Annotated in this window: 13 protein-coding genes; 4 read left to right on the top strand and 9 right to left on the bottom strand. The window is 73.4% G+C overall.

What is annotated here, in order from left to right; genetic code table 11:
• Positions 1–9 precede the first annotated feature (9 nt).
• Genes ACGFIA_RS23920 through ACGFIA_RS23940 form a run of 5 tightly spaced genes read right to left on the bottom strand, consistent with a single transcriptional unit; the run spans position 10 to position 5,414 of the window.
• Positions 10–1,044: an oligopeptide/dipeptide ABC transporter ATP-binding protein gene (locus ACGFIA_RS23920; protein WP_357479198.1), complete on the bottom strand. Its 1,035-nt coding sequence runs from the start codon at positions 1,042–1,044 to the stop codon at positions 10–12.
• A complete protein-coding gene (locus ACGFIA_RS23925) occupies positions 1,041–2,018 on the bottom strand; it encodes an ABC transporter ATP-binding protein (RefSeq protein ID WP_357384656.1) in 978 nt (325 codons plus the stop codon). The genes ACGFIA_RS23920 and ACGFIA_RS23925 overlap by 4 nt, the downstream gene beginning before the upstream one ends.
• Positions 2,019–2,053: 35 nt before the next feature.
• A complete protein-coding gene (locus tag ACGFIA_RS23930; protein WP_357384566.1) occupies positions 2,054–2,935 on the bottom strand; it encodes an ABC transporter permease in 882 nt (293 codons plus the stop codon).
• On the bottom strand, positions 2,932–3,876 hold the full coding sequence (locus ACGFIA_RS23935; RefSeq protein WP_357384564.1) for an ABC transporter permease: 945 nt from the start codon (positions 3,874–3,876) through the stop codon (positions 2,932–2,934). Before ACGFIA_RS23935 ends, ACGFIA_RS23930 begins: the two co-directional genes overlap by 4 nt.
• Positions 3,876–5,414, bottom strand: coding sequence for an ABC transporter substrate-binding protein (locus ACGFIA_RS23940; protein ID WP_357384562.1), 1,539 nt, complete (start codon positions 5,412–5,414; stop codon positions 3,876–3,878). The genes ACGFIA_RS23935 and ACGFIA_RS23940 overlap by 1 nt, the downstream gene beginning before the upstream one ends.
• A 178-nt stretch (positions 5,415–5,592) precedes the next feature.
• On the opposite strand from ACGFIA_RS23940, the gene ACGFIA_RS23945 reads away from it, so the two are divergent.
• Positions 5,593–7,221 (top strand): acyl-CoA dehydrogenase family protein, encoded by a 1,629-nt coding sequence (locus tag ACGFIA_RS23945; RefSeq protein ID WP_357384560.1) that lies wholly within the window; start codon positions 5,593–5,595, stop codon positions 7,219–7,221.
• A gap of 66 nt (positions 7,222–7,287) precedes the next feature.
• On the opposite strand, the gene ACGFIA_RS23950 is transcribed toward ACGFIA_RS23945, so the two are convergent.
• Positions 7,288–7,842 carry a GNAT family protein gene (locus ACGFIA_RS23950; RefSeq protein ID WP_357384558.1) on the bottom strand — a complete coding sequence of 185 codons (555 nt, stop codon included), beginning with the start codon at positions 7,840–7,842 and terminating at the stop codon, positions 7,288–7,290.
• A gap of 34 nt (positions 7,843–7,876) precedes the next feature.
• Here ACGFIA_RS23950 and ACGFIA_RS23955 point away from each other — a divergent pair, with 34 nt between their 5' ends.
• Positions 7,877–9,085 carry a MalY/PatB family protein gene (locus tag ACGFIA_RS23955; RefSeq protein WP_357479201.1) on the top strand — a complete coding sequence of 403 codons (1,209 nt, stop codon included), beginning with the start codon at positions 7,877–7,879 and terminating at the stop codon, positions 9,083–9,085.
• 30 nt (positions 9,086–9,115) lie between these two features.
• Here the strand turns inward: ACGFIA_RS23955 and ACGFIA_RS23960 are convergent, their stop codons facing one another.
• Entirely contained in the window at positions 9,116–9,694 is a 579-nt protein-coding gene (locus ACGFIA_RS23960; RefSeq protein ID WP_357384554.1) for a DinB family protein, read from the bottom strand.
• Positions 9,695–9,781: 87 nt separating this feature from the next.
• On the opposite strand from ACGFIA_RS23960, the gene ACGFIA_RS23965 reads away from it, so the two are divergent.
• Positions 9,782–10,789: a helix-turn-helix transcriptional regulator gene (locus ACGFIA_RS23965; protein ID WP_393262147.1), complete on the top strand. Its 1,008-nt coding sequence runs from the start codon at positions 9,782–9,784 to the stop codon at positions 10,787–10,789.
• A 16-nt stretch (positions 10,790–10,805) separates the two neighbouring features.
• On the opposite strand, the gene ACGFIA_RS23970 is transcribed toward ACGFIA_RS23965, so the two are convergent.
• Together ACGFIA_RS23970 and ACGFIA_RS23975 are read right to left on the bottom strand one after the other, a co-directional pair.
• Positions 10,806–11,117 (bottom strand): NIPSNAP family protein, encoded by a 312-nt coding sequence (locus ACGFIA_RS23970; RefSeq protein WP_357384550.1) that lies wholly within the window; start codon positions 11,115–11,117, stop codon positions 10,806–10,808.
• A 44-nt stretch (positions 11,118–11,161) separates the two neighbouring features.
• Complete coding sequence (locus tag ACGFIA_RS23975) at positions 11,162–11,953, bottom strand: TetR/AcrR family transcriptional regulator (RefSeq protein WP_357384548.1); 792 nt, start codon at positions 11,951–11,953, stop codon at positions 11,162–11,164.
• 224 nt (positions 11,954–12,177) lie between these two features.
• Here ACGFIA_RS23975 and helR point away from each other — a divergent pair, with 224 nt between their 5' ends.
• Complete coding sequence (helR, locus tag ACGFIA_RS23980; protein WP_393262151.1) at positions 12,178–14,349, top strand: RNA polymerase recycling motor ATPase HelR; 2,172 nt, start codon at positions 12,178–12,180, stop codon at positions 14,347–14,349.
• Positions 14,350–14,382 lie beyond the last annotated feature (33 nt).

A 14,382-nucleotide genomic window follows, 5' to 3' on the forward strand; every position in this document is an offset into this window, starting at 1 on the left:
GGCGCGAGCCTACGACGTGCCGGCGTCGGCGCGCGTCGTCGCGCCGTCCTCCCCCAGGCCGCCGTCGCGCTCGCCGTCGAGCGGGAACAGGCACGCCGCGTGGTGACCCGGGCCCACCTCGGCCGGCACCGGGTCGGTCTCGGCGCACGCGGGGCGGGCCTGCGGGCAGCGGGTACGGAAGCGGCAACCGCTGGGCGGGTCCACCGGGCTGGGGATGTCGCCGGTGAGCACGATGCGGCGGCGCTCCCGCTCGACGCGGGGGTCGGCCACCGGCACCGCCGACAGCAGCGCCGCCGTGTAGGGGTGCGCCGGGTGCTGGTAGATCCGCTCGGGCGGGCCGGTCTCGACGATGCGGCCCAGGTACATCACCGCGATCCGGTCGCTCATGTGCTCGACGGCGGCCAGGTCGTGCGCGATGAACAGGTAGGTCAGCCCGAGGTCGCGTTGCAGGTGCCGGAGCAGGTTCATGATCTGCGCCTGGACGCTCAGGTCGAGCGAGGCGATCGGCTCGTCCAGGACGATCAGGTCCGGTTCCCCGGCCAGCGCGCGGGCCACGCCGACCCGCTGGCGCTGGCCGCCGGACAGCTCGTGCGGGTACCGGCCGGCGGTGTCGGCGCGCAGGCCGACCAGGTCCAGCAGCTCCGCGACCCGGGCCTTGCGGGCGGCGGCGGACCTGGCGAGCCGGTGCACGAACAGCGGCTCGGCGATGCTGTCGCCGACCGTGCGGCGCGGGTCCAGCGACGCCTGCGGGTCCTGGAAGACCATCGCCACGTGGCGGCGCGTCGCGCGCAGGCGCCGGCGGGACCAGCGGGTCACGTCCTCGCCCGCCACCCGGACCCGGCCGGCGGTCGGGTCGACCAGCCGCAGCAGCGCCAGACCTGCAGTGGACTTGCCGCTTCCCGACTCGCCGACCAGCCCGAGCGTCTCCCCTCGGCGTACGGCGAGGCTGACGCCGTCCACCGCGCGGACCGTTCCCGCCGGGGTCGGGAAGTGCACCTTCAGGTCGTCCAGCTCGGCCACCACGTCCGGGGTGTCGGCGTTCATCCGGTCTCTCCACTGTAGAAGGTGCGGACCGTGTGCCCCTCGCCGACCGGGGTCAGCGGGGGAAGTTCGTGCTCGCAGCGGGGATCGGCACGGACCGGGCAGCGCGGCCAGAACGCGCAGCCGGGCGGCAGGTCCAGCGGGCTCGGCGGCGAACCGGGGATGGCGACCAGGTCCTCGCCGCGCCGCGACGGGTCCGGCCGGGCCGCCAGCAGCGCCCGGGTGTACGGGTGGGTGGGCGTGTCGAACACCGCGTCGACGGGGCCCTGCTCGACGATCCGTCCCCCGTACATGACCGCCACGGTGTCGGCGATGCCCGCCACCACGCCCAGGTCGTGGGTGACCCAGACGACCGCGGTGCCGAGCCGGGCCTGGAGGTCGGCGACCAGTTCGATGATCTGCGCCTGCGTGGTGACGTCCAGCGCCGTGGTCGGCTCGTCGGCGATCAGCAGATCCGGCTCGCAGGCCAGCGCCATGGCGATGGCGACGCGCTGGCGCATGCCGCCGGAGAACTGGTGCGGGTACGCGTCGACGCGCCGCGCCGCCGACGGGATGCCCACCAGCTCCAGCAACTCCACCGCCCGGTCGCGGGCGGCGCGGCGGGTCAGCCCGAGGTGCTCCTCGGCCGCCTCGGTGACCTGCCGGCCCACCGGCAGCACCGGGTTGAGCGAGGTCATCGGGTCCTGGAAGACGAACCCGACGTGCCGGCCGCGTACCTTGCGCCGACGCTCGTCGGGCAGCGCGGTCAGCTCGGTGTCGAGCAGCCGGACCCGGCCGGTGACGGTGGCGGCGCGCGGGGCGAGACCGGTGGCGGCGAGCAGGGTCATGCTCTTGCCGCTGCCCGACTCGCCGACCAGCGCGAACGTCTCCCCCTGCCGCACCTGCCAGGACACCCCGGCCACCGCACGGGCCGGGCCGCGGCGGGTGCCGATCGTCACGGTGAGGTCGTCCACTGACAGCACTGTCGAGTCGGTCATGCGCTCGTGGCTCTCGGTTCGCTCGGTGCGCTCGCTCATGGGGTGCTCCTGCGGGCCTCGCCGAGGGTGAGCTGGCGCGGGTCGAGCACGTCCCGCAGCGCGTCGCCGACCAGGTTGAACGCCAGCACGGTGAGGAAGATCGCCGCGCCCGGGAACACGCCCAGCCACCACGCGTCGGTGACGAAGCCACGCCCGTCGAACAGCATCCGGCCCCAGGCCGGTGCGGGCGGCTGGATGCCCAGGCCGAGGAAGGACAGCGCGGCCTCGGAGAGGATCGCGAACGCCAGCGACAGAGACGTCTGCACGATCAGCGGCGCGGCGATGTTCGGCAGCACGTGCCGGCGCATGATGCGCAGGTCGGACGCGCCGATGGAGACGGCGGCCCGGACGAACACCTGCTCGCGTACGGAGAGCACACCGGCGCGGGTGATCCGGGCGAAGATGGGCGTGTAGACCACGCCGATGGCGACCATGGCGGTGAGCAGGCCGGGGCCGAGCACCGCCACGATGGCCACCGCCAGCAGCAGCACCGGGAACGCGAACAGCACGTCCATACAGCGCATGAGCACGCTGTCCAGCCAGCCCCGGTAGTAGCCGGCGAACAGCCCGAGCGTCACGCCCGCGACCAGCGCGATGCCGACGCTGACGGCGCCGACCTGAAGCGACACCCGGGCGGCGACGAGCACCCGGCTGAGCACGTCGCGGCCCAGCTCGTCGGTGCCGAAGGGGTGCGCGCCGCTGGGCGGGCGCAGCATCTGGTCCACGTCGACGTCGTTGACGCCGGCCGGTGCCAGCCACGGGCCGGCGATCCCCACCACCACCAGCAGCACGAGCACGATCGTCCCGCCGACGGCGAGCGGGTCGCGCCGCAGCGCGTCCAGGACGCGGCGTCCGGTGCTCTCGGTCGTGGTGCTCACTTGACCGTGATCCTCGGGTCGAGGCGGGCGTAGAGGATGTCCACCAGGAGGTTCACCAGCAGGAACAGGGCCGCCACAAGGAGCACCGCGCCCTGCAGGACGGGGTAGTCGCGGGCCTGCACGGCGTCGAAGGTGAGCCGGCCGATGCCCGGCCAGGCGAACAGCACCTCGATCACGATGACGCCGCCGAGCAGGCTGGCGAGCTGCACCGCGACCACGGTGACCACCGGGATCAGCGCGTTGCGCAGCACGTGCCGCAGGATCACCACGCGGTTGCGCAGCCCTTTCGCCTCGGCGGTGCGCACGTAGTCGGCGGAGAGCACCTCCAGCACCGAGGAGCGGATGAACCGGGTGAGGATCGACGCGGTGACCAGGCCGACGGTGACCGCCGGCAGCGCCACGTGGGTGGCCCACCGGCCGGGGTCGTCGGTCAGCGCCACGTAGCCCGACGGGGGCAGCCAGCCGAGCACCCCGGCGAACAGCAGGATGCCCATGATGCCCATCCAGAAGTCCGGCACGGAGACGCCGAACTGGCTGAACACGCGGGCGGCGTGGTCGATCGCGGAGCCGCTGCGTACCGCCGCGACGATGCCCAGCGGGAACGCGACGAGCAACGCGAACACCACGGCGGTGACTGCCAGCGACAGCGTGGCGGGCAGCCGCTCCAGCACGATGTGGCTCACCGGCTGGCCGGTGCGGAAGCTGACCCCCAGGTCACCGGTGAGCGCGTGGCCGAGGTAGCTCACGTACTGCACCGGCAGCGGCTGGTCGAGCCCGGCGCGCTCCCGCAGCGCCTCGTAGGTCTGCGGGTCGAACCGGGTGCCGAGCGCCACCCGGACCGGGTCGCCCGGCACCAGTTGCAGCAGCAGGAACACCACAAGCGTGACGCCGACCAGCACGATCGCCGACTGGAGGACCCGCCGCAGGACGAAGCGGGCCATCACTTGGCCAGGGCGACCGACCGGAACCGGATCGCCCGATCGGTGCGCACGTCGTAGCCGGAGACCTTCTTCGACCAGCCCTGCACCACGTCCGGGTTGTAGAGGTAGAGGTAGCTGGCGTCGTCGACGATCTGCTTCGCCGCCTGCTCGTACGCCTGCTTGCGGGCGCCCTGGTCGGTCTGGGTACGGGCGTCGTCCAACAGCTTGTCCACCGCCGGGTTCTTGTACTTGTGGAAGTTGAACGTGCCGCCGCTGTGGTGCTGGGCGTAGTAGAACTCGTCCGGGTCGATGTTGCCGAGCCAGCCGAGCATGAACCCGTCGAAGTTGCCCTTCGCCTGCTCGTCGAGCCACTGGGCGAAGTCCAGCGTACGGATCTTGACGGTGATTCCGACGTCCTTGAGCTGCGCGGCGATGACCTGGGCGGCGGTGACCGTCTCCGGGTACTCGCTGGTGACCATCAGGTCCATGGTCAGGTTGCTCACGCCGGCCTGGCCGAGCATCTGCTTCGCCTTGGCCGGGTCGTGGTTGTAGGGCGCGTAGTCGAAGTAGAAACCGCTGGCCTTCGGGATAGCGGTCTGGTTGACGGTCGCCAGGCCGAACTTCGCGGCCTTGGTGATCGCCTCGCGGTCCAGCGCGTAGCCGATCGCGCGCCGCACCTCGGGGTTGTCGAACGGCTTGCGGGCCTCGTTGAGCGCCACGTACCAGTAGTCGGTGGAGGCCGCCGACTTCACCACCGGGTCGTCGCCGTCCTGCAACGACTTCACCTGCTGCGGCGGCAGGTTGTCGGTCCACTGCACCTGGCCGCTGCGCAGGTTCTGCAACGCCACCGTCGGGTCCTTGACGAAGGTGAACGTGACGCCGTCCAGCTTCGGCTTGTCCCCCCAGTAGGCGTCGTTGCGGACCAGCTTGACGCTGTCGCCGGAGGTGTAGCCGGCCACCTTGAACGGCCCGCTGCCCACCGGTGCGGTCTTCACCGCGCCCGACTCCACGTTGGCCTTCTGCACGATCGCCACACCCTTGAACCCGCCGAGGTTCGCCAGCAGGTTCGGTGTGGGCGCGGTCAGCGTCACCACCACTGTGGCCGGATCGGGGCCGGTGACCGACTTGACGGTGGCGAACTTGTACGCGTTGTTCAGCTTCTCCTTGATGATCCGCTCATAGGAGTAGACGACGTCGGCCGAGGTCAGCGGCGAGCCGTCGGAGAACTTCACGCCCTCGCGCAGCGTGAACGTCCAGGTGAGCTGGTCGGCGCTGGTGGTCCACTTCGTCGCCAGCGACGGCACCATCTTCAGGTCGGCGTCCGGCTCGACGAGCGTGTCGTAGACGTTCTCCAGCACCTGGAAGCTGTAGTACGCCGAGGTCTTGTGCGGGTCGAGCTGATCCGGCTCGCCGCCGATCGCGGCGTTGAGGACACCACCGGCGCCGCCGGCGTTCCCCCCGCCGCCGACGTCGACCGCCTCGCCGCCGGTGCATCCGGACAGGACGCCGACTGTCAGTGTGAGTGCGGCGCCGAGCACGCCGAGCTTCTTCCTGGACACAGGCCCCCCTAGCCACTTCCCGGACAAAAGAAAGTTTCGGCGAGTCTTATCTCCGAGCCGGATGATGTCAAACGAAACCAGTCAAATTGACAGGTCGGCGGGTGCTTGCCGGTGCGGACTGAACGATGGTTCAATCCGGGCCCCGACCTGATCCGCCACCGCGCTGGGAGTTGCCGCCGTGACCACACACGAGGTCGTCAACCAGGTCCCCCCGATGGTCGGCCACGACACCGCCGACGACCCGGCGCTGTGCGACGGCGTGACCCGGGAGGGCGCCGGCTGGGCGCTGCCCGGGCTGCGCGAGCTGGGCCGGCTCGCCGGTGGCGAGGAGGCCGCCGAACACGGGCGGCTCGCCAACGAGCACCCGCCGGTGCTGCGCACCCACGACCGGTACGGCCACCGGATCGACGAGGTGGAGTTCCACCCGTCCTGGCACGAGCTGATGCGTACCGCGGTCGGCCACGGCCTGCACGCCGCGCCGTGGGCCGACGACCGGCCGGGCGCGCACGTGGCCCGCGCGGCCGGCTTCTACCTGTGGCGGCCCGACGCCGGGCACGGCTGCCCGATCTCGATGACCTACGCGGCGGTGCCCGCGCTGCGGCACAGCCCGGACCTGGCGGCACGCTACGAGCCGCTGCTCACCACCCGCGAGTACGACTTCGGGCTGCGCCCGCCGCAGACCAAGCGCGGCCTGCTCGCCGGCATGTCGATGACGGAGAAGCAGGGCGGCTCGGACGTCCGCGCCAACACCACGACGGCCCGGCCGGAGCCGGACGGCGGCTACCGGCTGGTCGGGCACAAGTGGTTCACCTCGGCGCCGATGTGCGACCTGTTCCTCACCCTCGCCCAGGCGCCCGGTGGCCTCACCTGTTTCCTGGTCCCCCGGGTGCTGCCCGACGGCACCCGTAACCCGATGCGGCTGATGCGGCTCAAGGACAAGCTCGGCAACCGCTCCAACGCCTCCGCCGAGGTCGAGTACGAGCACGCGGTGGCGTGGCGCGTCGGCGACGAGGGCCGGGGCGTGCGCACCATCATCGACATGGTCAACCTGACCCGCCTCGACTGCGTGATCGGCGCGGCGGCCGGGATGCGCCACGGCGTCACCACCGCCGTGCACCACGCCACCCACCGGCGGGCGTTCGGCGGCTACCTGGCCGACCAGCCGCTGATGCGCAACGTGCTCGCCGACCTGGCGGTGGAGTCGGAGGCGGCCACCGTCCTGATGGTCCGGCTGGCCGGCGCGACCGACAGGTCGGCGCGCGGCGACGACGGCGAGACCGCGTTCAAGCGCCTCGCCCTGGCCGTCGGCAAGTACTGGGTCTGCAAGCGCTGGCCGGGGCACGCCGCCGAGGCGCTGGAGTGCCTGGGCGGCAACGGCTACGTGGAGGAGTCCGGCATGCCGCGGCTGTTCCGCGAGTCGCCGCTGAACTCGATCTGGGAGGGCTCCGGCAACGTCGCCGCGCTGGACGTGCTGCGCGCCCTGACCCGGGAACCGCAGGTGCTCGCCGCGTACGAGGCGGAGGTGGCCGCCGCGGCCGGCGCGGACGCCCGGCTGGACGCCGCGGTGCGCCGGGTCCGCGACGAACTGGCCGACCACAGCGACCTGGAGCTGCGCGCCCGGCGGGTGGTGGAGCGGCTGGCGCTGGTCCTCCAGGGCGCGTTGCTGGTGCGTCACGGCCACCCGGCGGTCGCCGACGCGTTCTGCGCGTCCCGGCTCGACGGAGACCACGGGCAGGCGTACGGGACGCTGCCGGGCGGGCTGGACCTCGCCGCGATCATCGACCGCGCCACCCCCAAGATCGGCTAGGGTGCGGTGATGCGGCTCACCGGCGAGATCCACGTCGGCGATCCGGTCGCCGTCTCCTGACCCGGCTCAGCGGGACCGCCACTCGTCGGCCAGGATCGCGTAGACGAGCTGGTCGGCCCAGCCGCCCCGGAACCGGTAGCTGCGCACGTGCCGCGCCTCCCGCCGCATGCCGAGCCGGGCCATCAGACGTGCCGAGGGCTCGTTGTCCGCGTGGCAGCGGGCGATGACCCGGTGCAGCCCGAACTCGCCGAAACCCCAGTCCAGCAGTGCGCCGGCCGCCTCGGTGGCCAGGCCACGGCCGCCGTGGTCGGGGTGGAACACGTACCCCAGCTCGGCGGTGCGGTCGGCGCGGCTGCGCCAGACCAGCTCCACCGCGCCGACGACCCGCTCGCCGCCGACCACGGCGAGCGTCAGGCAGTCGCCCTCCGCGCGCAGCGCGTCCTCGCCGGCCATCGCGGTCACCGACGACCTCGACCCCGCTCGGGTACGCGGCGCGGCGCCGGCCATCCAGCGGACCACGTCCGGCCGGCGCTGCCAGGCGTGCACGTCGTCGAGGTCGCCGAGCGTCACCGGGCGCAGCAGCAGCCGGGACGTGCGCAGCGGGTACGCCGGGTGGGCCATCGGCCGATGGTAGGTGCCACCTAGGGTGGGCCGCATGACGGTTTCCGCCGACGAGGGCAACCCGCTCACCCAGCTCACGCTCGACCAGCTGCGGCAGCGCACGAGCGTGAAGTGGCGGCTCTACCCGCCGGACGTGCTGCCGCTGTGGGTGGCCGAGCAGGACGTGCCGCTGGCGCCGCCGGTGGCCGAGGCGCTGCGCCGGGCGGTCGAGCTGGGCGACACCGGCTACGCGTTCGGCACCGGGTACGCCGAGGCGGTCGGCGGGTTCGCCGCGCAGCGCTGGGGCTGGGCCGACTTCCCGGTCGGCCGCACCTCGCTGGTGCCGGACGTGATGATGGGTACGGTCGAGGTGTTGCGCCTGGTCACCGGCCCGGGCGACGCCGTGGTGGTCACTCCCCCGGTCTACCCGCCGTTCTACGCGTTCCTCACGAACGCCGGGCGCCGGGTGGTCGAGGCGCCGCTCGGGGCAGACCTGCGGCTCGACCCGGCCGCGCTGGACGAGGCGTTCCGCCGGGCCCGCGCGCTCGGCGACCGGCCGGCGTTCCTGCTCTGCAACCCGCACAACCCGACCGGTGTGGTGCACCGCCCCGACGAGCTGGCCACCGTCGCCGAGCTGGCCGCCCGGCACGGCGTACGGGTGGTGGCCGACGAGATCCACTCGCCGCTGGCGCTGCCCGGCGCGCGGTTCACCCCGTACCTGACGGTGCCCGGCGCGGAGAACGCGTTCGCGCTGCTGTCCGCGTCCAAGGCGTGGAACCTGGCCGGGCTCAAGGCGGCGCTGGCGGTCGCCGGGCCGGACGCGGCGGACGACCTGGCCCGGATGCCGGAGGAGGTCAGCCACGGCCCCAGCCACCTCGGGGTGCTCGCGCACACCGCCGCGTTCCGGGCCGGCGGGCCGTGGCTGGACCGGCTGCTCGACGCCCTGGACGCGAACCGGGCGCTGCTCGGGTCGCTGCTGAGCCAACACCTGCCCGCTGTGTCGTGGCGGCCGCCCGAGGGCACGTACCTGGCCTGGCTGGACTGCCGCGCCCTCGGCGTACCCACCGAGGCGGGCGACGGGCCGGGAGTGGCCAGCGACCTGGCCGGTCCGGCGCGGATGTTCCTCGACCGGGCCCGGGTGGCGCTCAGCTCCGGGCACGTCTTCGGATCCGGCGGCGCCGGTTTCGTGCGGCTCAACTTCGCCACCTCCCCGGCGGTGCTCACCGAGGCGGTGACCCGGATGGGCCGGGCGGCGGTCGCCTGACCGCCGCCCGGCACGGGTCTGCGGGGCGGCTCAGGTGGTGGTCTGCCCGTCGATGCTCTCGCGCAGGATGTCCGCGTGCCCGGCGTGCTGGGTGGTCTCGGCGATGACGTGGATCAGCACGCGCCGGATGCTGCGGACCGAGCCGGGCTCGTTCCACGGCGCGTCCGGCACCGGCCACGTCGCCGACAGGTCCTCGACGCCGGCGACGACCTCCTCGGTACGGGCGGCGACGCGGGCGTACCGGTCCAGGATGGCCGGCAGCGTGTCCTCGGGCAGCATCTGGAAGTCCCGCCCCCGCTCGATCGCCCACTCCGGCAGCTCTCGCGCCTTGCCCGACATGAAGTCCTCCCAGGTCACGCCCTCGGGCAGGGCGAAGGACATCACCGACGGGCCCTCGACCACGAACCGCAGCCACGCCTCCTCGGTGGACGCGACGTGTTTGATCACTCCGCCCAGGCAGAGCGCGCTGGCGGTCGGCCGCAGCCCGGCCTGCTCGTCGGTGAGGCCGCGCACCGTGTTGATCAGCATGTTCCGGGCGTCGGCGAGCTCGGCGAGCAGGTCGGCCCGCTCGGCGTCGAGGGTGGTGGAGGTCGTGGTCGTGCCGGTCATCGTCATCTGTTCCTTCCGGTCCTGATCGGGTACGGAGACCACACTCGCAGGCGTAGCGGTCAGTTTCTGTCCTCTTCTCGCGGCAGAATGCGTGTCGTGCCGACGACCTCCGCGCGACTGCTCTCCCTGCTGTCCCTGCTCCAGGCCCGGCGGGACTGGCCGGGCGCGCTGCTGGCCGAACGGCTGCGGGTCAGCCCGCGTACGGTGCGGCGCGACGTCGACCGGCTGCGCGAGCTGGGCTACCCGATCGAGAGCGCCAAGGGCCCGGACGGCGGCTACCGGCTCGGCGCCGGCTCCGCGCTGCCGCCGCTGCTCTTCGACGACGAGCAGGCGGTCGCGCTCACCGTGGCGTTGCAGACCGCCGCCACCGGTGTCACCGGCATCGAGGAGGCCGCCGCCCGGGCGCTGACCACTGTGCGGCAGGTGATGCCGGCGCGGCTGCGGCACCGGGTGGACGCGCTGCGGGTGATCGCCGTGGAACGGACCGCCACGCCCGCCGCGTCCCGGGTGGACGCGGGTCTGCTGATGACGTTGAGCGCCGTCGTGCACGCCCGCGAGGAGCTGCGCTTCGACTACGAGTCGGTGTCGACGTCCGCCGCCCGCACACCGGATGCGCCGCCGCGCCGGGTGCAGCCGCACCACCTGGTCACCTGGGGCGGACGCTGGTACCTCGTCGCCTGGGACCTCGACCGGGCCGACTGGCGCACGTTCCGGGTCGACCGGATCAGTCCGCGTACGCCCACCGGCCCCCGGTTCACGCCGCGCGAGCTACCCGGCGGGGACGTCGCCGCGTACGTCACCGGGCGGTTCAAGGGCGCCACCGGGCCCGGTGACTGGCCCTGCCGGGGCGAGGTGACCCTCGACCTGCCCGCCCGGACGGTGTCCGCGTGGACCCGCGACGGCATCGTCGAGGAGCTGGGACCGGACCGCTGCCGCCTGGTCCTGGGCGGCTGGTCGTGGGCCGGGCTGGCCGCCGTGCTCGGCCGCTACGACGCCGACATCGAGGTGGTCGGGCCGCCCGAGCTGCGGGCGGCGTTCGCCCACCTGGCCCGCCGGTACGCCGCCGCGGCCGAGAGCCCGCACCCGGCTCGGTAGCCGCCCGGCCGGAGGATCAGTCGCCGGGCAGGAGCGGGCGCATGAACGTGCGCTCGTACCGCAGGACGCAGCCCGACTCGTCGCGGATCCGGTCGGCGGCGACGAACTCGGGGTCCACTCCGAACCGGGCCCGGTACCGCTCGTACGCCGCCAGGCTCTCGAAGCTGAAAAGCGCCTCGGCCCGGTCGCTGGCGCCCTCGGCGGGCAGGAAGTAGCCGTGGTGCACACCGCCGTGCCGTGCCACCAGCCGCATCCAGGCACGGGCGAAGCGCTCGAACGCCTCGATCTGTGCGGGGTCGATCGTGTAGTGCACGACGCAGGTGATCACGCGGCCACCATAGCGACGGCGATTTTCCGACGTGAACAGCCGGACTACGAGGTCGTCCCGGGCGCCGTCCCGTCACCGGCACGCTCGGCGACCACCACCGAGATGCCGTCGAGCACCCGCTGGAGACCGAACTCGAAGGCGTGGTCCGGCCCGTACGCGGCGCCGTGCGCCATGCCGGCGGCGGTGCCGACCCGCGCGGCGAGCGGGAAGCTGCCGGCGGTCATGAACTTCTCCAGCCACGGCCCGTGCGTCTGCCACCACTGGTCGTCGGTCATCCCGGTCTCACGTTCCAGCTCGGCCACGTCCAGGGCGGCCCGGGCCGCGCTCTTGACGTGCCCCAGCACGAGCGTGAGCACCGCGTCCATCTCCACGTCGTCGAGCCCGATGTCCGCGACGGCGTGCAGCTCGTAGTCGTACTTGGCGAGCACGTTCGGGCCGAGCACCGGCCGGGTGGTCTCGGCGCGCAGCAGCCACGGATGGGCCCGGTAGAGCGCCAGGTTGTCCCGGGCGATGCGTTCCAGCCGGCCGCGCCACCCACCCGGCACGTCGGCCGGGCGCGGGAGGTCACCGAGGACGGTGTCCACCATGACGTCGAGCAGTTCCGCCTTACCGGGCACGTACGTGTAGACGGACATGGTGCCGACGCCGAGCGCCTCACTGACCCGGCGCATGGTGAGCGCGTCGATGCCCTCGGCGTCGGCGATCTCGACGGCCGTGCGCACGATCCGGTCGACGCTGAGGGAGGGACCGGCGCCCCGGCTGGCCGGCTCCCGGGTGCGCCAGAGAAGGGCCAGGCTGCGGGCGGGATCGGCCTTGCGCCGGCGCTCCTTCGACATGGTGCCGTCATCCTACCGACCACGCCGGTCACCGGCGGGCGGCGGGACACCCGGAATGGGTACGAGAATTGTTCGCGCAAAAAGAATGGCGGGTTCTCCCGCCACTACCAACATATAGCGCACCCCCGGTCTTGCCGCAAGGCCCGGGTAGTGGCGCAGAATTGCCGCCCGTAACCCCATTGCCGAGGTATTCGGCCGGAGCCGCGAAGAGCGGAGGCCCGGCCGTGCCCGTGATCGGAGACGAGTTGAACCTGCCTGCCACCAGCGTTTTCGATCTTCCCGAACGTCTGTCGGCCAAGGCCGACCCGAACCTGATCGCCGCCGACGAACGGCACTTCGCCGCCATCGCGGACAGCCTGCGCCGCTCGATCGCCGACCTGACCGACCGGCTCGACGAGACACGCCGGGCCGCGGGCGGCCGGGGCCGGCAGGCGGTGGACCGGGACCAGGAGGTCCGGCGGCTGAGCGCGCGCCTGCGTACGCTGCGCCGTTACGGCCTGGACCTGTGCCTGGGCCGGATGGTCGGCGCGGACGGTGCCGAACCGGTGTACGTGGGCCGGCTCGGCCTGACCGACAGCGCGGGCGGCCGGCTGCTGCTGGACTGGCGCTCCCCCGCCGCCGAGCCGTTCTTCGGCGCCACCCACGCCGATCCGATGGGCCTGGCCAGCCGCCGCCGCTACCGGTGGAGCGCGGGCCGGATCACCGACTACTGGGACGAGGTGTTCACCGCCGACGCCCTGGCCGGGCACGCCGCGCTGGACGACCAGTCGGCGTTCATCGCCAGCCTGGGCGCGACCCGGTCGGCCCGGATGCGCGACGTGCTCGGCACCATCCAGGCCGACCAGGACGCGATCATCCGGGCCGGGTCGCGGGGCGCGCTTGTGGTCGACGGCGGTCCCGGCACCGGCAAGACGGTGGTGGCGCTGCACCGCACCGCGTACCTGCTGCACGCCGACCCGAGGCTGGGCGAGCGCCGGGGCGGGGTGCTCGTCGTCGGGCCGCACCAGCCGTACCTGAACTACGTGTCCGACGTGCTGCCCAGCCTCGGTGAGGAGGACGTGCAGATCTGCACCCTGGCCGACCTGGTGCCCGAGGGCGCGGCGGCGAGGCCGGAGATCGAACCCGAGGTGGCCCGGCTGAAGGCGTCGGCGGATCCGGTGCGGACGGTCGACGCCGCGGTCCGGTTCTACGAGGAGCCGCCCGCCACCGGGATGACTGTCGGTGTCGGGGACGACGAGCTGCGGCTTACCGCCGACGACTGGGTGACGGCGTTCGAGGCGGCCGGACCGGGCGTCCCGCACAACGAGGCCCGCGACGACGTGTGGGAGGAACTGCTCACGATCCTGGTGGAGAAGTACCGCGGCGACGAGCCGGAGGAGACGGTCCGCCGGTCGCTGGCGCGCGACCGGGAGCTGGTCACCGCGTTCGGCCGGGCGTGGCCGCTGCTCGACCCGCTCGACGTGGTGGCCGACCTGTGGTCGGTGCCGGCCTACCTGCGCCGGTGCGCCCCCGGGCTGGGCGTGGAGGAGATCCGTACCCTGCGGCGGGCCGACCCCCGGGCCTGGACTGTGGCGGACCTGCCGTGGCTGGACGCGGCCCGGCGCCGCGTCGGCGACCCGGAGGCGTCCCTGCGGCGGCGGCGCGACGAGGCGGTGCTGGCCGCGCAGCGCGCGCAGATGGACACGGTGGTCGACGCGCTGATCGCGTCGCACGCCTACGACGACGGCGAGGGTCTGATGACCATGCTGTACGGCGAGGACATGCGCACCAGCCTGGTCGACTCCAGCGCGCTGAGCGCTGCCGACCCGGACCTGCTCGCCGGGCCGTTCGCGCACGTCGTGGTGGACGAGGCGCAGGAGCTGACCGACGCGCAGTGGCAGATGCTGCTGGCCCGCTGCCCGTCGCGCAGCTTCACGGTGGTCGGCGACCGGGCGCAGGCCCGGCACGGGTTCACCGAGTCGTGGCAGCGGCGGCTGGCGCGGGCCGGGTTCGACCACGTCGCGGTGGCGACGCTGTCAGTCAACTACCGCACGCCGGCGCAGGTGATGGCGGCCGCCGAGCCGGTGATCCGGGCCGTGCTGCCGGACGCCAACGTGCCCACGTCCATCCGCGACGGCGCACCGGTGCGGTACGGCGACCGCGCGGAGTTGCGCGCGGTGGTGGACGGCTGGCTCGACGCCCACAGCGAGGGCGTCGCGTGCGTCATCGGCGACCCGGCGTTCCCGGCCTCGGACCGGGTCCGCTCGCTGAGCCCGGTGCTGGCCAAGGGGCTGGAGTTCGACCTGGTGGTGCTTGTCGCCCCGGAGTCGTTCGGCGACGGGGTCTCCGGCGCGGTGGACAGGTACGTCGCGATGACCCGGGCCACCGGCGAGCTGGTCGTGCTGACCGGGCCGTGACCCGTGCCCGGGGGCGGCGCACACCGCCCCCGG

The sequence above is a fragment of the Micromonospora sp. NPDC049203 genome (assembly GCF_043197215.1).
Taxonomy (GTDB): Bacteria; Actinomycetota; Actinomycetes; order Mycobacteriales; family Micromonosporaceae; genus Micromonospora.